This is a genomic window from Ruegeria sp. BG9 (assembly GCF_056538305.1).
In genome coordinates, this window is sequence record NZ_JBQFSY010000002.1 from 395,154 (window position 1) to 417,982 (window position 22,829).

The 22,829-nt window shown below is 53.8% G+C and carries 19 protein-coding genes and 1 pseudogene; 10 read left to right on the forward strand and 10 right to left on the reverse strand.

Features of this window, described 5'->3' with window-relative positions:
* From ACR0I8_RS05620 to ACR0I8_RS05630, 3 genes and pseudogenes are all read right to left on the reverse strand, one after another.
* Positions 1-207: pseudogene (locus ACR0I8_RS05620) on the reverse strand (winged helix-turn-helix domain-containing protein); the annotation flags it as partial.
* Positions 204-1,235 carry a Gfo/Idh/MocA family protein gene (locus ACR0I8_RS05625; protein ID WP_170689330.1) on the reverse strand — a complete coding sequence of 344 codons (1,032 nt, stop codon included), beginning with the start codon at positions 1,233-1,235 and terminating at the stop codon, positions 204-206. The gene ACR0I8_RS05625 and the pseudogene ACR0I8_RS05620, both read right to left, overlap by 4 nt.
* Positions 1,232-2,320, reverse strand: coding sequence for an isocitrate/isopropylmalate family dehydrogenase (locus ACR0I8_RS05630; RefSeq protein WP_170641690.1), 1,089 nt, complete (start codon positions 2,318-2,320; stop codon positions 1,232-1,234). Before ACR0I8_RS05630 ends, ACR0I8_RS05625 begins: the two co-directional genes overlap by 4 nt.
* Positions 2,321-2,455: 135 nt before the next feature.
* Between ACR0I8_RS05630 and ACR0I8_RS05635 the strand changes: the two genes are divergently transcribed.
* The 7 genes from ACR0I8_RS05635 to otnC are packed head-to-tail and all read left to right on the forward strand — an operon-like array spanning position 2,456 to position 8,779.
* Entirely contained in the window at positions 2,456-3,463 is a 1,008-nt protein-coding gene (locus ACR0I8_RS05635) for a tripartite tricarboxylate transporter substrate binding protein (RefSeq protein WP_170689329.1), read from the forward strand.
* A 57-nt stretch (positions 3,464-3,520) separates the two neighbouring features.
* Positions 3,521-4,270, forward strand: a complete 750-nt coding sequence (locus ACR0I8_RS05640) for a hypothetical protein (RefSeq protein WP_170689328.1) — start codon at positions 3,521-3,523, stop codon at positions 4,268-4,270.
* 4 nt (positions 4,271-4,274) lie between these two features.
* Positions 4,275-5,786, forward strand: coding sequence for a tripartite tricarboxylate transporter permease (locus ACR0I8_RS05645; protein WP_170689327.1), 1,512 nt, complete (start codon positions 4,275-4,277; stop codon positions 5,784-5,786).
* On the forward strand, positions 5,786-6,073 hold the full coding sequence (locus ACR0I8_RS05650; protein WP_170689326.1) for a putative quinol monooxygenase: 288 nt from the start codon (positions 5,786-5,788) through the stop codon (positions 6,071-6,073). The genes ACR0I8_RS05645 and ACR0I8_RS05650 overlap by 1 nt, the downstream gene beginning before the upstream one ends.
* On the forward strand, positions 6,070-6,867 hold the full coding sequence (locus tag ACR0I8_RS05655; protein WP_170689325.1) for an N-acyl homoserine lactonase family protein: 798 nt from the start codon (positions 6,070-6,072) through the stop codon (positions 6,865-6,867). The genes ACR0I8_RS05650 and ACR0I8_RS05655 overlap by 4 nt, the downstream gene beginning before the upstream one ends.
* The gene (otnK, locus tag ACR0I8_RS05660; protein ID WP_170689324.1) at positions 6,864-8,141 is read left to right on the forward strand and encodes a 3-oxo-tetronate kinase; all 1,278 of its coding nucleotides are present in this window, start codon (positions 6,864-6,866) and stop codon (positions 8,139-8,141) included. Before ACR0I8_RS05655 ends, otnK begins: the two co-directional genes overlap by 4 nt.
* Positions 8,138-8,779 carry a 3-oxo-tetronate 4-phosphate decarboxylase gene (gene otnC / locus ACR0I8_RS05665; protein WP_170689323.1) on the forward strand — a complete coding sequence of 214 codons (642 nt, stop codon included), beginning with the start codon at positions 8,138-8,140 and terminating at the stop codon, positions 8,777-8,779. Before otnK ends, otnC begins: the two co-directional genes overlap by 4 nt.
* Positions 8,780-9,267: 488 nt before the next feature.
* Here the strand turns inward: otnC and ACR0I8_RS05670 are convergent, their stop codons facing one another.
* Entirely contained in the window at positions 9,268-10,800 is a 1,533-nt protein-coding gene (locus ACR0I8_RS05670; RefSeq protein ID WP_170689322.1) for a phospholipase D family protein, read from the reverse strand.
* A gap of 194 nt (positions 10,801-10,994) precedes the next feature.
* Between ACR0I8_RS05670 and ACR0I8_RS05675 the strand changes: the two genes are divergently transcribed.
* Together ACR0I8_RS05675 and ACR0I8_RS05680 are read left to right on the forward strand one after the other, a co-directional pair.
* Positions 10,995-12,176 (forward strand): adenylate/guanylate cyclase domain-containing protein, encoded by a 1,182-nt coding sequence (locus ACR0I8_RS05675; protein ID WP_480523911.1) that lies wholly within the window; start codon positions 10,995-10,997, stop codon positions 12,174-12,176.
* Between the two features lie 577 nt (positions 12,177-12,753).
* Positions 12,754-13,254 carry a hypothetical protein gene (locus ACR0I8_RS05680; RefSeq protein WP_170689320.1) on the forward strand — a complete coding sequence of 167 codons (501 nt, stop codon included), beginning with the start codon at positions 12,754-12,756 and terminating at the stop codon, positions 13,252-13,254.
* Positions 13,255-13,265: 11 nt separating this feature from the next.
* On the opposite strand, the gene ACR0I8_RS05685 is transcribed toward ACR0I8_RS05680, so the two are convergent.
* From ACR0I8_RS05685 to ACR0I8_RS05710, 6 genes are all read right to left on the reverse strand, one after another.
* Positions 13,266-16,010, reverse strand: coding sequence for an AsmA family protein (locus ACR0I8_RS05685; protein WP_170689319.1), 2,745 nt, complete (start codon positions 16,008-16,010; stop codon positions 13,266-13,268).
* 108 nt (positions 16,011-16,118) lie between these two features.
* Positions 16,119-16,943, reverse strand: coding sequence for a DUF3299 domain-containing protein (locus ACR0I8_RS05690; RefSeq protein WP_170689318.1), 825 nt, complete (start codon positions 16,941-16,943; stop codon positions 16,119-16,121).
* 188 nt (positions 16,944-17,131) lie between these two features.
* A complete protein-coding gene (locus ACR0I8_RS05695; RefSeq protein ID WP_170380099.1) occupies positions 17,132-17,512 on the reverse strand; it encodes a hypothetical protein in 381 nt (126 codons plus the stop codon).
* 24 nt (positions 17,513-17,536) lie between these two features.
* A complete protein-coding gene (locus tag ACR0I8_RS05700) occupies positions 17,537-17,935 on the reverse strand; it encodes a hypothetical protein (RefSeq protein WP_170380100.1) in 399 nt (132 codons plus the stop codon).
* A 64-nt stretch (positions 17,936-17,999) separates the two neighbouring features.
* Complete coding sequence (locus tag ACR0I8_RS05705) at positions 18,000-19,391, reverse strand: amidohydrolase family protein (protein WP_170643603.1); 1,392 nt, start codon at positions 19,389-19,391, stop codon at positions 18,000-18,002.
* Positions 19,392-19,459: 68 nt separating this feature from the next.
* On the reverse strand, positions 19,460-20,821 hold the full coding sequence (locus ACR0I8_RS05710) for an amidohydrolase family protein (RefSeq protein ID WP_170689317.1): 1,362 nt from the start codon (positions 20,819-20,821) through the stop codon (positions 19,460-19,462).
* A gap of 182 nt (positions 20,822-21,003) precedes the next feature.
* Between ACR0I8_RS05710 and ACR0I8_RS05715 the strand changes: the two genes are divergently transcribed.
* Positions 21,004-22,029, forward strand: coding sequence for a helix-turn-helix domain-containing protein (locus ACR0I8_RS05715; protein WP_170689316.1), 1,026 nt, complete (start codon positions 21,004-21,006; stop codon positions 22,027-22,029).
* Positions 22,030-22,829 lie beyond the last annotated feature (800 nt).

Consider the following 22,829-nt stretch of genomic DNA (forward strand, 5'->3'; position numbering starts at 1 on the left):
CTTACGGGGCCGCATTTCAAGCAAGCCCTTACTCTCCAACATCAGCGCAGCTTCCCGTATCGGGGTGCGGGACATGCCAAGGGTCTCGGCAAGTTCCGATTCCAGATGGTCAGTTCCGGCTGCTAGTTCGCCAGACAGGATCATCTGTCGCAAATCCCTAACAGCGCGTTGGGTATTGGAAAGAGTTTTTGCGTCCTGACCCTTCACGGCGTCTCCAGGTTGATCTTTCGTCCCTCCGCAGCCGAGAGATAGATGTTCTCTTCAATGCGGATCACGTCCAAATAGTCTCGGGCCGTGTTTTCCAACGGCGTGCCCTTTACAAGGCCTGAAACGACGTGACTTTGCAAGGCGTGTACGCAGTCTCCTCCAAACCCATCATGATCGCTCGGAGGAAAAATCTGCTGTCGCTCCTGTTTTCCAAAAGCGCGGAGTTCAACTGAACCGTCGCCGTAAAGAACCAGTGATCCTTCGGTTCCTTCGATGAGAGCCTCACCCATGGTTTGACGCAGGTTTTCGGCACTGTGGTCAAGGCATCTGTTGCCATCGAAAAGGGCTTTCAAGCCGTTGGGGTGATCAAATAGGATGAAACCTGCATCCTCGCCCGCGATAAAGGGGTTAACTTGGCGCAAGTCCGCATAAACTGCGCTGGGCGCATCGAACAAAAATCGGAATGTGTCTACCCAGTGAACCGCTGTTTCATGCACCAGGAAACGCGGCATGTCCTGAAAATACGGTTGCCGGTCAAGGTAGGCTCGTGGTCCCTGTCCGTCGCCGGGCCGAAGCCGGAAAGTCGCTTGAAGAGGTGTGCCAATTCGACCCTCGGTCATCGCCACCTTGATCGCACGATACCAGGGCTGAAATCGAAAATTCTCGTGCACGACGATAGTTGCGCCTACCGCTTCAGCCTCGGAGACGATCTTCTCCGCTTCATCCAGAGACATGCAGAATGGCTTTTGACAGATCAGCCACTTGATACCAGAGTTCAGTACCGTTCGGATGGCTTCGGCCTGCGCTACAGGTGGAAGGATGATGTCCACGAGATCTGGTTTTTCCGCCTCCAGCATTTGTGACAGATCATCGTAAGCGGCAAGTCCTGTTTCTTTAGCCTTGTTGATATCACGGTTGCAGGACGCAATCGGAACCGCTCCGGGCATTCGGGACCAGCTTTCGTAGTGGAACCTGCTGAAATATCCCGCGCCCACACAAGCGACCCTGATGGTTTGTCGAGTATTCATGCCCGTATTGCTTCTAATACCGATGCGGCTGCATCCTGCGTTCCGGCGGTGCCACCTAGGTCACGCGTCAGGTTCTGTCCGTTCGCAGTCACTTTTTCCACGGCTTCACGCAATCGTTCGCCGTCGTTGGACAGGCCTGGGTGATCATGGGTCAGCCCCAACCATTCAAGCATCATTGCTGCGGACAGGATCATTGCAAAAGGGTTGGCGACACCCTGTCCCGCAATGTCCGGAGCGGAACCATGACAGGGTTGGAATACAGCGTGATTCAATCCGATATCCGCTGAGGGAGCCAGCCCAAGACCACCCATGAGACCGGCACCAAGGTCGGAGAGGATGTCTCCGAACATGTTCTCAGTGACCAAAACATCAAATTCCCAAGGTTTTTGAACCATCCACAGAGCGGTGGCATCAACATAAGCATGGTCTGCCTGTAATTCGGGATGGAGGGCGGCTTCTGCATCAAAAATTGATCTAAAGAACGCAAAGGCGCGAAATACATTGGCCTTGTCGACACATGTAACTCGCCCTCGGCCGCGCCCGGTTCTTTTGCGGTTCTGGGCCAGATCAAACGCGAAACGGAACAGTTTTTCGGACACCTCACGAGTGATCAGCAGAGTTTCACGCGCTTCGTCTTCGGAAACTTCGCCAGCGCCTTGGGTGAAGAACAGCCCTTCTGTGCTTTCGCGTATCAACACAAAGTCGATCTCTTTTCCCGGAGGCAGCGCCAAGGGAGTCCTTTGTCCGCTGCTTACCTTCACTGGCCGTACGCCAGCGAAAAGTCCCAGTTGCTTTCGCAAATCAATCTGCGGTGAAATCTCGGTTCCGTCCGGGTATCGAACATCCGGCAAACCCATTGCCGACAGCAGAATCGCGTCAGCATTTCGTGCAGTCTCGAGTGATCCTGCCGGAAACGATTCTCTCGTTTTGGCGTAGTGGCCTGCGCCAGCCGGAGCGTCTGTAAACACCAGTTCATAGGTGGGATTGCTGAGCGAGAGCTGGCGCAGGATTTCAAGCGTGGGGCCCATAATTTCTGGGCCAATCCCGTCCCCGTGGAACACTGCAATATCGTAAGTCTTTTTCATTTTGCCCCGCTTCCTTCCTGTTTCGCATTTATAGCGCGATCGCAGCTTTCACTACAGTCCGTTGACAACGCATTCTTTAATGTATACGCAAATAAATGCAATAATAAACGCGAAGTTGTTTGGGAGGACTTGGAAATGAAACTAATGCTAGGGCGGTTGGCGGCCGCAGCTGTGATGGCGACCAGTATTGCAGGCGCAGCTGCTGCGCAGGATTACCCCTATCGTGATATCACCACAGCTGTGGTCTGGGGGGCCGGTGGCGGTACGGACACGATCAACCGTATGATCATGGCCGAGATGGAAAAACACCTTCCGGTCTCGATCAATGTGATCAATCAAACAGGTGGTGTCGCAGGCTCCAACGGTATGGTCTACGTTATGAACCAACCAGATGATGGCTACACACTGGTTGGTCTGTCTGAATCGAATGTCACCGCTGCTGTGCAGGGTGGTTGGGATAAGAAATTTGACTTTTGGTATCCATTCATTGTTGGCGGATCACCTGATCTGATCTCGGTTCCGGCGGACAGCCCTTACAATACTCTGGAAGAACTGGTCGACGCCGCGAAAGCTGCTCCGGGCACTATTCCAGCCGCGGCTTCGGGCGCAGGTTCGATCCACCACTTGAACCTTCTGGCCATCGAAAAAGGGTCCGGTGCAGAATTCAAGTTTGTTCCATACAAAGGCTCCGCGCCCGGGCAGGAGGCAGCGATAGCGGGTGAAGTTGCGTTGGTTGTGACCTCACTGGCTGAACAGGCTCCGTTGATCGAAGGCGGTCAACTTAAACCGCTTGCTATGTTGACGCCTGAGGACGCGCAGATCGCAGGGTCAACCGTGCCGTCTGCCTTTGGCATCTATGACGGTCTCGACCAGTATTTGCCGCTCAAACAGGCGATCGGGTTTGCGGTTCACAGCTCGGCCGGGGATGACGTTAAGGCTGCCTTAGGCGATGCGTTCGAGCAGGCTATTGCGTCTGACACTGTCGCCGAATGGGCTGCGGCAAACAACTACGACGTCGGTGGTCAGCACGGCGAAGAGGCTCAAGAGCTGTTTGCGAACCTCGAAGCTACCTTTGCCTACACCTTGCAAGATTTGGGTGCCGCGACCGTCGATCCGGCCTCGCTGGGTATCGAGAAGCCCTAATCCGATCAATTTTGAAAGGGCGCGTTTGATCGCGCCCTTTCCCTAAGGAGGCAGGCAATGGTCAAACCTGACGAAACACTGGTCATGCGGACGCGCGACTTTTGGGCAGCAATTGTTCTGGTAACAATGTCCGTCTTCTTTCTTTGGAAGACGTTGGACATCCCCCTTTGGGGTGAAAACCGCGCAGGCGTAAGTGGGTCGGATTGGTACAACTCGGCTGCAATTGTACCGCTGTTCATCTTCGGAGGGTTGCTTGCGTTGTCCTTCGTTTTGCTGGCTATTTCGATCCGCTCTGGTGGGGCCGAAAACGCGCTCAGTTCTTTGGGGATCGGGTGGGACAAGTCGGAAGCCTATCGAGCTTCAACAATAGGCTTGATCCTTCTTGCATATGTCGTCGGGCTCGTTCCCAGAGTGGACTTCATTCTGTGTTCTGGGTTGCTGATTACAGCTTTGACTTACGGCTACTACGGCGGCCATGCTAGGCGTGCTTTGGTTGCCTGTATCGCGGTTGTCTCTGCAGGACTATTTGCGTTTGCTGTTTTTCCCGCGCAGGCGGACTGGAACGCACACGGTGATGATTGGTTTACGCTGGCCCTATGGGTCTCGCTAACATTTGTAGTGTTGACCAAAGCGGCTTCCGAACGTGTTTTGCGGTACGTTCCTTTGGTGGCAATACTTGCCCCGCTCATCCTTGTTTGCGCGATGGCCTTTGTTTTCCGGCAGAACGTGCCCGCGCGCGGCGGGCTGATCTTCAAGCAAATCGAATACCACTACTACGTGACGCTTCGTCCGCTTTGGAAAGATTGACTGGATGGACTTTATCCTTTCGCAACTGGCTGGATTTGGGGCCGCCTTCGTGGGCCTGGCAGTGGACCCGCTGACCTATCTGTATTTGATCGCATCCGTATTCCTGGGCATCACGTTCGGTGCATTGCCCGGCCTTACGGCAACCCTGGCGGTGACGATCCTGACAGGTTTCTTCGGCAACAAAATCCCGCTGGACTATTCGCTCATCGCGTTGCTCGGCGCCTATGTTGGCGCGATCTACGGCGGCTCTTACCCCTCAATTCTATTGAATATACCGGGCACGGCAGCCAGCGCGGCCACGGCCATGGATGGCTACCCTCTGGCCAAAGCGGGTCGAGGGGGCGAAGCGCTCGGGCTGACCACGACGGCCAGTTTTATTGGTACAGTTATCGGGACCATCACGCTTTTGATTTTTGTCTGGGCGCTGCTTTTGGTTTCAAAGAACATCGCAAGCCCGGAGAAAGCACTACTGGCCCTTTTCGGCATTCTGCTTTCTGGCACTTTGATGAGCGAAGACCTGGTGATTAAGGGATGGATCGCCGGTCTGATCGGGCTTGCGATGTCCATGGTGGGGCTCGACCCTCTGTTGTCTGAACCACGCTATACCTTTGGCTGGTCTTACCTGATGAGCGGATTTCAGGTCGTACCAGTTTTGATGGGGGCTTTTGCCATTCCCCAAATCATCGACGGTTTGAGGCATGTTGAGGCCGGGAAGGTTCTGGCCCTGAAAGGTCGTATCCTTCCGAACCTTCGCTCAATTCGATGCTACCTGCCCACCATTGGCCGGTCAGGCGTGATTGGGACAGGGGTCGGAGCACTTCCCGGAGTAGGCGAAGATGTAGCCGGTTGGGTCAGCTACGGTGTTGGCAAGACGGTGTCCGCCGAGGGCGACAAGTACGGCAAAGGGTCATTGGAGGGTCTGCTGTGTTCTGAGACCGCAAACAACGCCTGTATTGGCGGCGCGCTGATCCCGCTTTTGGTGTTGGGCATTCCCGGTTCACCACCCGCCGCCGCTTTGATGGGGGCCTTCAAGATCAACAACGTGATCCCGGGGCCAACGATTGATCCCGAGATCATTCTGCGCGTGGTTGCGATTTTGGTGCTCGCCTCGCTGACGATGTTTCTTATGGGGCTTTTCACGGCTCGCGTCTTTATCAAGATACTCGCCATCCCGCAGACCATCTTCTTGCCAGTCGTGATGGTTCTGACAACGATTGGGTCTTGCAGCGTCGGTGGTGGCATTAATGATCTATACTTGATGCTCGGCGTCGGCGCCGTTGCCTACTTTATGAACCTCATGAAGTACCCAATCGCTCCGTTGGTGATCGGGGTTATTCTGGGCAGCCTGTTCGATGAAACCTTCCGCCGGTCACTGTTCTTGTCGGACGGGGATCTTTTGGTCTTCTTTTCACGACCCGGTGCGGCCATTCTTCTGGTGCTCAACATTGGTCTGATCCTCAGCCAACTGCCCGTCGCAAAGCGCGCTTTCTCACGTCTGAAAGGACTTTCTGTCTGATGTTCGTTGTTACGGTCACTTTCACGCTCAAACCCGGTACGAGAGACATCTTTTTGCCGCTGATGGCAGAAAACGCTTCAACCTCTTTGCGTGAAGAACCCGGATGCCATCAGTTTGACGTTTGCCTCGGTGACGATCCCGAGACAGTTTTTCTCTATGAGGTTTATGATGACAGCGTGGCGTTCTCTGACCACCTAGAAAGCGTGCATTTTCAGTCCTTCGAGACGGCAGTGGCTGATATGATCGCCACCAAGGTGGTTCACCAGTATTCCGAGGTCATCCGATGAACGATTGGGAAATTCACGCGGTGAAATACGCGGATCGAAATGCCCGGACGCGCGCTGATAGTTTCATCGTCGACGATAATCACGACGCGCCTCATGCGATGGACTATTTCGTTTGGGTGCTCAAACGCGGCAACAAAGTCATTCTGGTCGATACTGGCTACGATTCCGATGAGGCTGCCGCCCGTGGTCGTCCTATCGCGCTGGACCCTCGCGAGGCTCTGCGGCCCCTAGGCATTGCGCCGGAAGCAGTGACCGAAGTCATCGTGACCCATCTTCACTATGACCACGCAGGGGGGCTGCATATGTTCCCTAACGCGAAATTGCACATGCAGTCGGCGGAAATGGCCTTCGCCACAGGTCCATGCATGTGCCAGGATCACCTGCGTGCTCCTTTCACGGCTGGCCACGTCTGCGAGGTCGTAAAGCGTCTCTATTCAGGCAAGGTCGTGTTCTACGATGGAGAAGCTGAGATTGCAGATGGGGTCACGGTGCACTGCATCGGTGGACACTCGCGCGGATTGCAATGCGTTCGCGTAAGAACGGGAGCTGGGTGGATGGTACTCGCCTCTGATGCCTCGCATTACTACGAGAATTTCATGGCACGCAAAGCCTTTCCCATCGTCGTCGACCTGCAAGACATGATGGATGGTTTTGGGACGCTAGAGAGATTGGCCTCGCATCCTCGACTTATCGTGCCCGGCCATGATCCACTTGTGCGTAAGATATTCCCCGTCGGAGCAGCACCGCATATCCACAGGCTGGATCCCGGGCCAACCAGGGACATCAAATTATGAAGATCGGCGTCATAGCTGACGATTTTACAGGTGCGAGCGACATTGCGAACACTTTGGCGAAGGGCGTTGAGCCGGAAGGTGGATTGCGAACGGCGCAGTTCCCAGGCGTTCCAACGACCCCGGTCGACGAAGAGATTGAAGCGGGAGTGATCTCGCTCAAAAGCCGTACCGCACCTGTCGAGCAAGCTGTTGCGGATAGCCTGCGGGCCCTGCGATGGCTCGCGGACCAAGGATGCCAGCAGTTCATCTTCAAGTATTGCTCGACCTTTGATTCCACGATGGAGGGAAACATCGGTCCCGTTGCGGAAGCGCTGGCCAACGAACTGGGCGCGCAAAAAGTGATTTTCTGCCCGGCCTTTCCGACCACGGGTCGCACTGTCTATCACGGCCATCTTTTTGTGTTCGACAAGCCGTTGAACGAGTCCGGGATGGAAAACCACCCACTTACTCCGATGACGGATGCAAACATCAGGCGATGGTTGCAGCATCAGGCCGAAGAGGCGGTTGGTTTGGTGTCAATTGGCACTGTGAAGCAAGGGTCAGAGGCGATTGCTGCTGCTTTGTGGAACGTCGACGAACGCTTTGTAATCGGCGATGCGATTTCGGACGAGGATTTGTTGGTCTGGGGCGAGGCTCTAAAGGATGCGGAGCTTATTACTGGGGGATCCGGCCTAGCATTGGGGTTACCAAGAAACTTCTTGAGAGAGACTTCGCCTAAAAGTGCTGGCAGTGTGTTCACTGGTATCGCTGGACCTGCAGCGATCCTTGCCGGGTCGTGCTCGGGTGCAACCCGTGGGCAGATTGATGTTCACTCGAAATTCCATCCGTCCTTCGCCATCGATGTGCCAAGTGTCATGTCCGGGGATGTGACCACGCAAACGCTTCTGGATTTCTTCGAAGCGAATCCCGATCAGGCGCCACTCGCATACTCATCGGGAAGCCCGGAGGATGTACGAGCGATCCAAAATCAATTTGGTCAGGAAGCAGTTGCGGACAGGTTGGACAATCTCTTTGCAGATACAGCCCGACAACTTGCCGAAACGGGGTACAAGCGCTTTGTCGTGGCCGGAGGTGAGACGTCGGGAGCTGTTGCTAAGGTCATCTCTGAGGCAGTGGGGTCTCCAGCCATGTCAATTGGGCCAGAGATTGATCCCGGCGTGCCAGTCTTGAGCGTTGGAAAATCTGAACCCATTGCACTGGCTTTGAAGTCTGGAAACTTTGGTGCTCCAGATTTCTTCTCGAAAGCGCTGAAAATGATGGAGGCAGGCAAATGAGTTCTGAAGAACAGGCACTGCGACGGCAGATGTCAGAGCTGTGCGCCTCGCTGTTTGTGCGTGGCTTTTCCGTTGGCACTGCTGGCAATGTCTCCGCGCGTTTACATGACTGGATTCTCATGACACCAACCAACTCCACCTTGGGGAATATCGATCCCGAGCGCATCGCCAAGATTGATTTGGATGGGAACCATGTCTCCGGCGACAAGCCGACCAAGGAAGTTTTTCTACATCAAGCCTTCTATGAGACAAGACCTGAGGCTGGCGCCGTGGTGCATCTGCATTCGACCTGGGCCACTGCTCTGTCCTGCCTTGAAGACACCGATCCAGACGACTGTATTCCACCGCTGACACCATACGTGGTGATGCGCGTTGGCACGGTCAAACTGGTTCGATACGTTAAGCCGGGTGACCCGAAATCCGGTGATTTGATCCGCGAACTGGGCGGCAAGTACAGTGCGGTTCTGTTGGCCAATCATGGCCCGGTCGTGTCGGGAAAGGACCTCTTCTCTGCTGTCTGTGCAGCAGAAGAGCTGGAAGAAACGGCCAAGCTGCTAGTGGCTTTGCGCGGTCTGCCAACCCGCCTACTGGATGCTGAACAAGTCACAGAACTCAAAGAGGCTTTCGGAAAGATGTAGTCGGACGCCGATAAGAGGAGTGTGCAAACAATTGGGAAAATCGTGAAAAGTTATGCGCAAGCACGCTTGAGTTTAATGAATGCAATCAATTGCAGGAACGCACCGTTATGAGCGCGCTTACATGATGCTTAGGTTTGCGCATAACACTACGCACACCCCATATGTTTGCTTAGTTTGCACATAGTTTTGCGCTGCCCGATTGTCTGCCTTAGCGATGAATTCAATTGGTTTTTGGCGTAGTCGTAGCGGTTATGGCCTTTGCTGCGCTTAATCCCGCAAAGGGCCTCTCTAAGGAACCTTGGGTGCCATGCAGCCTTTTTGCTCGGATTCTCGCGAAGGCCTGCAATGCGCTGAAAGCGAAGTTTGCAAATTCTGGCGGGCGGATGAACCAAACGACCGGCTGGAAAAGAGCAACGGACGTTATGAACCCAATCCAGCCGTTTTTGCAGGCCGGAGTTCTCTGGTAGCGTCGGGTATTTGCCAAAAACCTACAGCTGAGACCCAATTGGTAAAATACTTAAAAATCCGGCAACTATGTGATCCCAGGTCGATCCTGTCGGTTCCGATTGGTACTCAAGAACGTTGCCATCATCGCCTCTTGTCGTCCATTTAAGCTGACCAGCTTTCTCGAGCGTCACGTTATATGTGTATGCGGGTAGCGCGTCGTCCAAGGCACCCATGGTCTGTGTCGCCAATACTGGCGAGTCAATCAGAATTCCCATCTCGGTGTTGATGTTGACAGATCGCGGATCCCAGTTGAACGACCCTACGAACAAGTATCGGTCATCGACTGCAAATGCCTTGGAATGCAGGCCTGACCTGGATTGAGCCCAGTTAATACCGCGGCGTTGGACCTGATAGGCGTCCGGTCGCAGCTCATAGAGCTCTACTCCACCGCGTAGAAGTGCACGGCGTTTCTTGGCATAGTGCGCGTAGACGGGTGCGACGTCGTTAGAGGCAAGTGAATTGGTTACAACCTTTACGTCGACGCCGCGGCTTTCCAATTCGGTCAGCCATTTCACACCGTTGTTACGCGGCACGAAATAGGCGGAGACGATGTTCACCTCACTGCTGGCATTCTCAAAGTATGGAAGCAACTGAGATGCCAGAACGGGACCTGAGTTCTCGAGACCGGCGGCTTTTGATGGCGGATCAGCGTAAAGCTTTGCAGGCAGCCAATCCAGTGATAGGGCTCCATCTGCGAAGTTCTCTTGCGCTGACTTTCTGAGGGCCGCGCCATACTGAGTCTGCTTCGCTTCCTCGACCAGTTCGTTCAACCTGACTCGCGCATCAACAAGGTCAAATTCCTGGGGTTCTCCAACGACTACCCGAGCCGGAACGGCGAATTCGCTGTTCCAGTATGAGTCAAAGCTTTGCGACACCTCGCGTACAACGGGGCCTGCGGCCAGGACATCCAAATCAGCGTAGTTCATTTCTTCTCGCGCGAGAAAGTACTCGGCGCCGATGTTCCTCCCACCCACAATCGTGAACACATTGTCTGCCGTCATGGACTTGTTATGCATTCTGCGATTGATGCGTTTGAAATCGGTCAAACCTGCGATCAGAAGGCTTTGTTCCCGCCAGAATGGATTGAACAGCCGAATTTCAATATTTTTGTGATTGTCCAACGCGGCGGTCATCGCATCATAGCTGGACGTATCCATGTCATCCAGCAACAATCGGACACGAACACCCCGATCGGCTGCCTGCAAAAGACTGGCGGCGAATAGGTGGCCCGTTGGGTCGTCGTGTAGAAGGTAGTATTGCGCATCTATCGTTTGCTCGGCCGCCGCAGCGAGCAACAGCCGCGAGACAAGAGCTTCTTCGCCGTCACTGATCAGCTTTACGCCCGACCGACCGTCTTTGGGATCGCCAAGCCGATTGGCCGCCCGACTGAGAGCTGTGCGCGAGTCTGCCGGCAGCGAAGCCGATACCGTCTTTTCATATGTGCGAGTTTTGGGGGCGCAAGCAACAAGGGTCAGCGTGCACAAGATACAGACCACCAACTTCCATTGTGTCATCAGTTTCCTCCATCCCCTAAAATTAGGTGACTACGCCGAGACGGGTGATTGCAAGTCTGTTCTGTGAAGCATGAGACTGTTTCGCCGGGCGTTGTTGTTTTGGTGAAACCCTTAGCTTTCGCATGCTGGCATGTGATTTTGACGCAATCTCAAATCAAACGTACTCTACCAGCGACCAAGTGCGAACGAGGACCATGCCTGATCCCGAACACAGAAATAACTCCGCTGCGGAGCCTTCGCGGCGTGCTGTGGCCGACGGTATCGGCGTGGCAACGGAGGAGTTCAAAATCTCGATGCCAATCGGGATCGGAGCTGTCTTGGCTGCTTTGGCTTCTTTGGCCACGTGCTATTCCGGGATTTTACTGACCTATTTGGTTGGCTACGAAGCGCTTTCTATAAACCCACATGCGCAAGCGGTGCTCATGTGGGTGTTTGCATTGTTGGCGGTTAGTTTCTTGTGGAGAGACCGGAAACGGCATGCCAAGGAGCTTCCACTCGTCCTCGGTGGGATTGCTGCCGTCATCCTGATTGTCACACTGTACTTCGGCTATGATGAACGCGTAGAAGCGCTTGCCTATGTGCTTTTGGTGATCGCTGCTTTGCTAAACCAGAACTTTATACTCGATGCTTTGAACCACACGGTTCGCAACCAGACACATGAAATAGAAGCATTGAACGAAAGACTGACTGAGAAGGTAAAGCGCCAGGAAGGCGAGATTGACAGGCTGGGGCGTCTCAAACAATTCCTTGCGCCTCAAGTTGCGGAGCTTGTCGTCGAAGAAAACGCTGACGAGCTTTTGAATACTCATCGTCAATACATCGCTTGCCTATTCTGCGACATCCGGAATTTCACCGCCATTTCCGAGGCGATTGAGCCGGAAGATGTCATTACGCTTCTCCAGCATTTCCATGATGAGGTTGGCCATTTAGTTGCCCGACACAAGGGAACAATCGGATACCGAGCCGGAGACGGATTGATGGTCTTCTTCAATGACCCGGTTCCGTGCGATCAGCCCGTTCTGCAAGCCGTGCGGCTGGCCAAGGCAATAAGCGAAGCTTTCGAAGGAATCCGAGCACCCTGGCAGAAACTCGGACATGCGATGGGTTTAGGTATTGGGATCAGTAGTGGTTACGCGACGCTTGGGCTTATCGGGTTTCATGGTCGCGCCGACTACACGGCAATAGGTGGGGTTGTGAACACCGCATCTAGGCTTTGCGACTTTGCCAGCGACGGGCAGATCCTTTTGAACCAACGGGCGCTTTTAGACATAGAAGAACATGTGGAGACAGAAGAAATGGGAGAACGGGAACTGAAGGGCATCGGCAACCCTGTGCAGATTTTTCGTGTTATCAGCCTATCCCACCAAGCCAAATGATGCTCTATCTTTTTGGGAATCCAATGGATTTTCGTATTTTCTAGGTCTGCCTTACGCTGCTAGCGGCCTTTACGTACTTTTCGGAGAACGGCAGCACTGAACGCGCGGCGGCAATCCTACGGATCGCTAAACGCTACACTCAACGGGCGTAGCCGATGGATTGGAAGTTTTTTCCAAGCATCTTGGAGAAGTGACAAGTGGCGGAAAAACCGCGCAATACATCAAAGTTCACCGACCACTCGGCCAAGGAAATTTTGTGGTCGCTTTTAGCCATTTAAAACAAGACGAGCACGACTGGGCCGTTTTTGACCTATTCCAGCTCTAGGGTGGAAAGATCGTCGAACACTGGAGTGTTCAGGAACAGATTGGCCGGAAAGAGACTTGGAACAACTCTGTCAAATTCTAGGGAATTTGAGCGTCATGTTTTCGCGGCTGAGGCCAAAGATGATTTCTTTTTCAAGGCAAGGGCGCATTAGAGATGGTTCAACATTCCAGAAATCGATTGGTTGTATTTGATTGACCCCGCGCGATAACCTGATTGCATCGAAGGATTAGCGGAACATTTGTGGAGTATTAAATGAAAAGGTTGGCGCTGACAGCAATGGCATTGATCTCCACTGGCGCGGTGTTGGCCGCTGGTATGGAACGGTGGGGTGAATCCGGTGACTGGACAATCCTGATTGATCCCGAAAAGGGCAACGGCTGTCTTGCTTGGAAGCCCTTTGAAGACGAAATGACCGTTGAAATTGGCGCGGCGCCCAATCAGGCCGGCGGTTTTTTTGCCGCCTACAATCCGGCCTGGGTGCAGATCGAGGACGGCGCGACCGGCATCGTAAAGTTCGACTTTGGTGATGCAAAATTCGAAGGCGAAGCGGTTGGTGTCTACAAGAATGGAGTTCCCGGTGGCTATGCCTTTTTCGACAACCCAGCGTTTGTGACCGAGTTTGGAAAACGCCAAAGCGTTACGATTATTGGCGAAAGTGGCGCCGAGGTTGAACTCGACCTCAGCGGGTCCGCAAAAGCCATTGAGGCCGTTCTGACGTGTCAGGCCGAACAGCCGGAACCACTGAAGAACTAGGTCACGCCCGACTACTGCAATTGATTGATGTCCGGCACACAGGGTTGCCTGTCGACAGGCATAGCGTCAGCGCCCTCTGGAGCCTTGCTTCTCGACCCACCCACATCCAGCTTGAACTTTGGCGACGAAAGCTGACCCGTTACATCAAATGGCCAAGCACTCCGGGATAGGGGTTTGCCGACGCGACGAGGCTCTGCTCTTAATGCGATGCTATCGTTCAGCCAGTCCACTTGCCCCCTAGCCACCAGTTGAACCGATCCTGTTTCGATGACGATGGAGTTTGAACTGACCCGTCCGGCCTGGATATCAACCGGGGCGACCACGCAAGTGATGTCGGTATAGCCTTGTCGGAACTCTTCTGAAAAGAGCCAAGGGAAAATACCTAGCCCGGCCAACTCTAGTAGACTGGTACTAATGTAACCTTGCGACATCGACAACGACGCATTGCCACGCATCGAATTGACGAAGGCCTTGCCCGAGGCGGTACTGCCAGAAACGTTGAACTCACCGCTCAAACGTCCATAGGCCTCAATACCAATGCCCAACTCATCCAAGATTTCGCCGAATTCCCATCCCGAGGTCGATCCCGACAATGAAAGCCAATCAGGAGAGTCAATCACATCCATGACCGCCCGCAGGCTGAAGTTTCCGCCACCATAAGCCATCTGAAGAGGCCCGAAATCCACGGTTCCGTCTTTGGCAGACAATTGGCTTGAAACAGACGTTACGCCTTGCTGGCCTACAATCTCTTTGAATTCGATCTGTACCTCGACGTCAGCTTCTCGCAGCACGCGCCGCACATCCAGAAGATCGGCAGGTTTCCCTTTTTCCTTTGGCAATACCAAGGGCTGGACGTCTGTCTCCTTCGGTAAAACCAAAGGCTGAACTTCGGCTTCAGCTTCCTTTGTGGTCTCGCCTACCAAGCTTTTCAGTTGGTCCAGCACGGCAGTCAGGTTCTTCAGGTCGTTGAGATCAAGCTTTTCGCTGGTGATGTTGCCCCGAACAACAGTAGCGCCCTCGGGGAAATTTGCGTCCAATGCTGCAAGAAGATGCGAGGACCCGGCTTCGAACTGGATTGCGGCATCAAAGTCCTCGCCCTGTTTGGAGGTTTCCGCATCAATAGCTAGTGCTCCGATCTCGACAGGCTGCAGATTCACTGCGGTCAGAAACTTGGCGCTGTCGTCGATGTCCAGTTCCACGTCGAAATCGAGACCGGAAAGCCCTTTTAGCTCGTTGACAGATAGTGCGAGATCGAGCGCCCAGAGATCGGTGCCGTGGGTGGTCGCGTTAAACCTGTTGAGTGAAACCGGCCCACCCGCGTTGGATATGTTGAAATCGGCTTTGATGCCGCCGAACTGGTCAACGTAGTCTTCATCGAGGTTGGGCAAAATTAACTTGGCGGGCCCGTTTAGCTCCCCATCGAAAGTCACGTCCTGAAGCTGAAGCAGATCGAGGATTTCACCTTCGGCTTTCAGGACAGGCTGTTCAATTGGACCGGCTTGTAGCGCAATGCCCAGCATGGCAAGCCGTCCGTCTGGCATGCGGCGAATACTTTCGATTGAGGCTGGGCCGATTACGTCCAGCCCTTGGTCAAATGCATTGGTTTGGAACAGCAACTTCTCAAATTCGAAGGAAGCCAGGGATCCGACCATATGCATTTCAAAGCCGGTGAATTTAAGTTCCTGGATACTTTTTGCTGCTGGCGGAGGCTGTCCTTCGGGATGAAGCCGCGCGTTGAAGATCAGTTCAACGCCCTGAGCGGTGTAGAGGTCATCTATTGAACCCTCAGCTTCGAGTTTTTGCCCATCCTCCAAGCTTACAGTTGTTGTAAACGCCTCGATCTTCAGAGCGTCCTGAGACACGAGTTCTGCTTGCAGCTGACCATTGCCTTCCAGAACGCGTTCCAGCCCGATGACGTCCAGAAAATCACCGAACTCACCTGTGTCCATTTCCAAGACTGCCCGATAACCGCCCCCTTCGTCTGCCGAGAAGGGCTCGCCATCGTAGCTTACGGTCATTTCGCCAAAACTGGCGCGTGTCGTAAACGGTGCGGCGTGTGGGTAGTCGCCTTCGATTTCGAAAACCTGACCGTTGACGGAGCCGGAACCAGAGACCTTTGTTCTTTGTCCATTGTCTACTTGTTCGAGCGCGAGTGACTGAAGGTCAAATACAAATGAAAAGCCCGAGACCTTGTCGTCAATGTTTAACCCGATTGACTTGAAACTGACGTTCTTGTCGCTCAGGAAGTTCAGGATTCCACTGCTTTCCGTGTCGGTCTTATCGGTACCATCAGCGCTCGCGACGTCTTTTTGATCATCCGCTGATACAGTTTCCTCTGAAGTTGGCTTGGGTGTTGGCTCGCCTTTTCGCCAGCTTGTGGTGCCGTCTTCTGCCGTCAGAAGATTTGCTTGGAGGCCTTCCACGACGAGATTGTCAAAGTGCAGGCGCCTGTTGGCCAAAGCGGCAATATCCAGTTCCAGCTCCAGCAGGTTCAATTCCACAAGAGCTTCCTCCGGCATTGTCAGGCTCGGGATGACCACACCACCGACGTAAATGTAACTCGTTCGGCCAAGCGCGACGCTTACATCATCATTGACAAGAAGTGGCCGACCAATTTGTTCCGAAAGAACTCTTTCCACAAGGTCGCGCCGCATGTCCGAGAACATCGGAGCAGCAAACAACAACCAAACAAACGCGACTGCTGCGAAAGCGAGAAGTGCAACAAGCCCAATTATCCTAAAAAGCCAAACCCTCATGCGCTACCCTATCGCCGCCTTCGCCGTTCAGTCGCTCACAAGCAGATATTCGGCCCACTAAACTGAATGCCCTTTCTGAACCTTATTCGGGCCAGTTGGGCCGTGTCACTATTCGTCTTTGATAGCCCCGCCAGTCGCTTTTATTCTTCCCATCAGTACACTTGCCCTATTGGTCGTAGCCTCTTCGGAAGTCTTGGTTGGTCCAAAAATCTGAACGTTATCGACCTCTAAAGTAAACGCAGCCTTCATGAGGACGGGACCATCAACAACCAGCATTTCTTTCTGCGTCGGGTCGATCCTGATTTGACCGGTTACAACGATGGGCTCGTAAACCGTCGAGGGCCTCCAGGAATCACTGAGGCGCAAACGCACCATCTGGTTCGGAGGCGGAGGCGGTACGTGGCTGCACATTCCACGTTCCGGCACGATATACGCCATTTGGGAGCCATCTTCGTCGCGGGGTGCCGGGATCACAAATCCGCCCAATGAAACGGTCACGCCATCGATGTCGACATTGGCGGCCGTGCCCGCCTTCTCACGTCTTTCCATTACAACCCAGCGTTGGGAAATCAGCCAGTTCGCATCAATGCCTTCCTCAGCAAGGGTTGCTTCGATCGCCTCGATATCCACTTGAATCTGGTCCAGCTGTTCTGGTGTGGCTCCGCCTTTTTCTTGCCGTGCGCGCAACCGGACCAATTTACGAAGCGCGTTAAGCTGTTTGTCAGTCAATTTAACGAAAGGATCTTCGTAGTCTTGAGCGGATTCATCAATTAGGTCTGACCACTCGACACGCGTGACCTCTGAATGAACCGGCAAAGCCAGAAAGCACGCGGTTATTACTGCAAAGGAAAGACGCATTGTCATATGCTCCTCAATTGTCCGCAAAACAGCGCCCATTGCCACGTGCTTCGGCGGGTCATCATTAAGTTCCAACGGATTCCTGCGAGAGTCGGACGCGTGCTGACGAAAGGGTAGCAAGCGCAAAAAGTACAAGAAGGGCTTTTTCCATCGCTAGGTCTGGTGTCCGGGTTTTGACCTTGGGCCGGGGTTCACAGAAAGATCGCCCCGGCCAGCGTCAGGGCAAACGAGGTAATTCTTGCCCTGAAACATCGTACTTTCGTCTAGTTGAGAAGATCACCGACGATGCCGACGGCATCCACAACGGTAGACAGGTCATTCGTAACTTCGAGAACTTCACCATCGACCTGAATGTAGCGGTTTCCATTGCCCGGCTCCTTCAGCTTCCATTTGGAAAGGTCCCCGATTTCTTCGAACTCCAGGTCAGACGGGAGCTTGGCACCGCGCGTGTAGCGCTTGATCTGACCAGGTGGCACAGCCTTTGGGCCTTTGCCGGGTTTGTCTTCAATCTGAATGCTTACATCACGGTCTTTACCCCCCTTGTTCGGCTTCTTACCCTTGTTGTCTTTGGCATAAGCTTCGCTGCCTCCAAGGATGAAAAACACAACTGATAAGGCTGCGAGAATTCCGTACACGATCTTCATAGACTGTTCCTTTGCTTCCTAACTTCATTCGACCGGAGTTGAAAATTCCGGCACGCGCTTCAGGGCTTCAACCCTGTCCGCGCTCGTCATCAGTTCGATGAACCTGTAGTCTTTCAGAACCCCTTGGCTCAGACGCGAAACATACATGGCCTGCACCATGCCCGGATCGTCTGGGAAACGGACGGTGATGTAGTTCTTGCCATCGGCCAGTCCCCAGAAATAGCTGATCATCTCACCGCCCATTGCGGCGAGTGCAGCGCCCATGTCCTTTTCCCGGTCGGTCGGGTTGTCGATCATGATTTGCCAGGCATCGGGGTTTGGTTCCCCGATCCCCAGATAGTATCGGCTTTGGGTTTGTTCCGCTGCTGCTTCAGCAACGCCGATCCCAAATACGCAAAGAGCTACTGCGATTGCCTTGTTCATTGATCGCTCCCCTGTTCAGGATCGACGATGCAAGGCGCAGGTGTCAAATTCCCGAATACTCCGCTCATTCGAGTGTATTCTTGTAGAAGACGCCGTCTTTCATGATCACGCGAATGGTCTCGAACCCCCGATCCCGCGGTGCTGCATCAAACCACTTTGGATTTGCTCCAAGAACCGACAGATCCTCCAGCGGGTTTCCGTCGGCGATCAGGATGTCTGCATAGGCCCCTTCTTGGATCACCCCCAGTTTGCCAGGGTACGGGTTCCGCTTGCCCGTCAGCTGCGCCAACTCGCCACCGGTTGACGTTGCGGACACCAACATCGCGTGGTTTCCAAACATCTGAGAGAAAAAGTACTTCTCAAAATCCCGGTGCGAACTACCAAAACCAATTGTCGACAATACCGTATCTACGTTGTGCACAACCTTGGGCTTGTGTTTCTTGATGTAGTCAGCAAGATTTTTTGACCCATCAAGATAGGACTCCAGTTTCGGTTTCACCGTCGGCATCGCATAGTTTGGATGATTGAGCAGCTGTGGACCCAAACCCGCAACATTCAGCGCCCAGAAAATCCCCTCATCCGCAATGCGCTTGACGCTCTCTTCGCTCACCATCTGGCCGTGTTCCAGTGATTTCACACCTGCGTCCAGCGCAATGTTCACTGTCTCATCCGTATAGGCGTGGACAGTCACGTAGGTATCAAAGAATGAAGCCGCTTCAACTGCTGCAGCAATTTCATCAACGCTGTATGCCACTGACCAAAGTGGATCGAGTTCTGACGACACTCCCCCACCGGCCATCAGCTTCAGGAAGCTTGCGCCATGGGCGAAGTTCAGTCGCGATGCCTTGCGAATTTCATCCGGGCCGTCAGCGATGTAAGAAAGATTCAGTCTCTTTCCCAATTCGTCAGCTTCATAGTCATAGGTCCGCTGAGTTGGGTTGCGCCAGTCACCATGTCCGGAGGTCGGTCCGATCACTGCCCCTGCGGTGTAAATTCTGGGACCTTCTACAACGCCTCGATCAATCAGTTCTCTCAAACCGGAACCCATTCCACCGGTATCTCGAATAGTCGTGTAGCCATCATAAAGATAGTCGGCTGCGTTCTCGGTAGAGACCGCTCCAATCTGATCCCATTTAGCCGCCTGCATGCCGGCGAATGTCTGAAACACACCAGTAGCATAAATGTGGGTATGGCTGTCGATAAGGCCTGGCATCAGCGTGCGCCCACCGCCGTCAACAAGTGTCGCGCCAGGCGCATCAATACCGTCGGTCGAGACTGTCTTTATGAGATTGCCTTCAACCAGAACATTTGCGTTTTCGATCCGCTCTTCACTAATTCCGTCAAAGATATGCACATTGGTTAACAAGGTCTGCGGGAGTGCGTCCTGCGCCAACGCGCCGCTTGCTGCCAAGGAAACAAGTCCAGCGATTGCTGTCAGTGAGGTCAGTGTCTTCACGTGTCAGTACTCCCATTTCCAAGCTAAGGGGGCGCGGGATGTCGAGGTAAATTCACCCCGCGCGACACTCAATCGAGTGTATTCTTGTAGATCACGCCATCTTTCATGATGAGGTCGATGTTGTTGGTGTAGTCGACCAGGATCTCGGCATCCTCGACTGGGTTACCTTCAACTAGCAACAGATCGGCGTATGCACCCTGTTCGATCACGCCCAGCGGGCCTGCTGTGTAGGGATTGAGTTTTCCTGACAGTGCCAGAAGTGCGGCCGATTTTGACGTCGCCTGTTGCAGGATTTCGTGCGAAGTCCATGCCTCCAGCCGGTATTTGAACTCATCGTTTTGCTTGGTCAGCGCGACGGGATCGCCGATAATGTCAGTTGAGAAAGCCACGTTCTCGATCCCGAAGTCTTTGATCAACTGCATCTGATTTCGTGCACCCGCTTGCACGCTGAGGAACTTTTCGGCGGCCCCTGATCCAAGAGCGGAAATAACGGTTTGTTCGTCCAGTCCTAAAAGAGAATAGAACGGAACGATCCAGGCATTCGCGTCCTTGATCGCTTGCGCACCGACTTCTGTCATCAGTTGTCCATGTTCAATGCTGATCACACCTGCCTCAATCGAGCGCACGATGGATTCGTCCGTATAGGCGTGGACCATGACATAGGTTCCCCAATCGGCAGCGGCCCGGACAGACGCCTCAAGCTCTTCCGGCAGACCCTGAACGGTGTGTAGGGGATCAACCTGAGAGGATACCCCACCGCCAGCCATCACCTTGATCTGGACAGCGCCAAGGCGCAGGGCTTCGCGGGTCGCGCGCAGTGTTTCCGGCACGCCGTCTGCTAGGAACTCCAAGTGCTGGTTAAAGAAGGATGGTTGCGCCCCCATGAAATTAGGATGGGGCTCGGTGTAGACGCGATGCTCTCCATGCCCCGAGGTTTGCGAGATCACAGGCCCAGAGGCGTAGATACGCGGGCCAACGGCCTTGCCCCGATCAATCGCTTTTTGAAGACCAATTGCCGGGCCGCCCGCATCCCGCACGGTTGTGAACCCTCGCAGAAGCATTTTCTCAGCTTCAATCGTCGAAACTGCACCCCAATACATCCAGTCGAAGTTATCGCGCAGGTCAGCCACCGGTTCGGTGACCGTCATATGCACATGTGCGTCGATCAAGCCCGGCATCAGCGTGCGACCACCGCCGTCAATGATCTGGGCATTGGCGACGGCCAGTGGTTCCGCCGATACTTCCGCGATCAAGTTGTCCACGACCAGAACGTTTGCGTTCTCAATTCGCTGTTCATCGACACCGTTAAATACGTGCACATTGGTAAATAGGATCGGAAAGCTCTCTTCCTGCGCCAAGCCTTGACCCGCGATTGCCAGGCTTGCAGAAAAGGCTGTCGTGGCCACCAGGTGTTTGAATTTCGGTGTCATTGAGGCCCTCCAAATACGAATCACAGATGTATGTTTCTGAATATGATCTTAGAGTGATTGCCGAATTTTGCCTGACAGTATGGCGGGCTTGGCCAAATTGATTTGGCATTCTGCATGCTTTTGGCACCTTTTTGTGTGCTTTCTGTCTTTCTGTCGTTACCTTCATGATATTTGAGGGCGGCATGGACGCATTTGACCAAAACACCAAGAAGGCCTTGCCGTTGGTTCGGGCATCGGTTGCTGCACCCGTAGTAGCTGCTTTGCGTGGCGCCGGTGTTGAACCGGCTTTTGTTCTGGACCCTCTGGGCGTGAGCGAAGCTCAGGTGATGGATCGCCAGAATTTCCTGCCACACGAGACGATTTATAAAATCCATCAAGCCGCTGCTGACGCAACATCACCAGACTTCTGCGCGCAAGTTGGTCAATCAATTGACCTTGTTCGGTTTCTGCCTCTTGGTGACATGTTGGCCGAGGCGTTGACGCTGGGCGACTTCTTTACGCGCTACACTCAAGCCGTCTCGAAAGAATCCAACGCTGTCACGCAATCGCTGCTAGTGGAAGGCGAGCACGCTTATTTCAGTGCCAAGCGGAACTTCAACATTTCGGTTTCGCCCGGACAGACCGACGCATTTCTGGCGAGCATTTGGATATCCTTGCTGCATCGGGTTCTCGATTTCAGGTGGGACCCGAGCCAGATCATTTTACGGGTAAGCGAACCTGACGTGCTACCTAGGCACTTTCATGGTGTTCAAGCCATCAAGTGCGGCCCACAGGGTTTTTCGATCCGGTTTCCTTCAACCTGGCTGAGCCATCAGTTGCTCTCGGAAACATTGGAAAACCCGTCAGACCTGACAAGCGCTACCCTCGATCAGCATGCGCCTCAAGATTTCTTAGCCGGGCTTCAGGGCCTAATCCAGATTCATCTTGGCGAGCCGGGATTTGGCGTAGACGAACTGGCGCGCCTGTGCGGTTTCCACCGGGAGACTTTGAACAATCGGCTGGCCCCTTATGGACTATCAGCATCTCAGGTCATATCTGGTGTCAAACTGGAAGAAGCAAGGAAGCTGCTCGGTCCGGTTGGGAAGTCCGTTAGTGAGACCGCACTGCGGCTTGGTTACGCAGACTCCACCGCGTTTTCGAGGGCCTTCCGAAAATGGTCTGGGATGTCGCCGTCGACTTATAGGAACGAGGTGAAAGGGCGGGGCTGACCAGCTCGGTTCCAACGCTGATCAAGGTTTCTGTTCTTGTAACAAGACTGTACCAAATACTGGTCTTGATGCTCGGCAAGAAGATCGGTGAACTAGTCCCAAGTCGTTGTCAGTTGCCTTGCATCCTTCTCGAAGGGACTGAACTCTGCTAGTCAAAGTGCAACTTTGATTGAGAAATAACGCCTATAATTGATGGGTTTGCCTGACAACTGCCAGCAATTGATAGGCTCTTTGAACAGAGCAGCGTTTTGGGTAAATCGTGCAAACTATTGCGCAAACGGCGCGCAAGATTATGGGCGTGTACTCAGTAATTTTCTGAATGTAGTCAGTGACGGCGGCGCAGCGTTCCGCGCTCACCTACACAAGATTTAGGTGTGTGAAATGCAATTCGTAAACCTACAATCCAACAAACCTTGTCACCGCCGCTTTCGTTTGACCGATATAATGCAGCCTGAGTGTTTTGGATGCCTTGCAGGTACATCCCGTGCCATTGCGTCCACGTTTCCAAGGTGCCGCAACGCTCCGTTGTTCAGCAACACGCCTCGACCAGCATCATACCGGCGCTGTCCAAATCCGCTGGCAACGCATTCCCAGTTTTCGTTGGCTGCCGCGTTGCGGAATCTCGGTAGATCGTGCGGGTCATGCCGTCCGGGTGTTGCTGCGACGTGATCGTGTTTCTTTGAATTGCTTTGGCGGGTAAAATGGTGGGTCACTTGTGTTGAGCCAGGTTGCTGAACAGTACCGGTTGTCGGCCTCGGCCTTGGGCGCATGATTGTCACGACACCTTGTGGATTCTGATG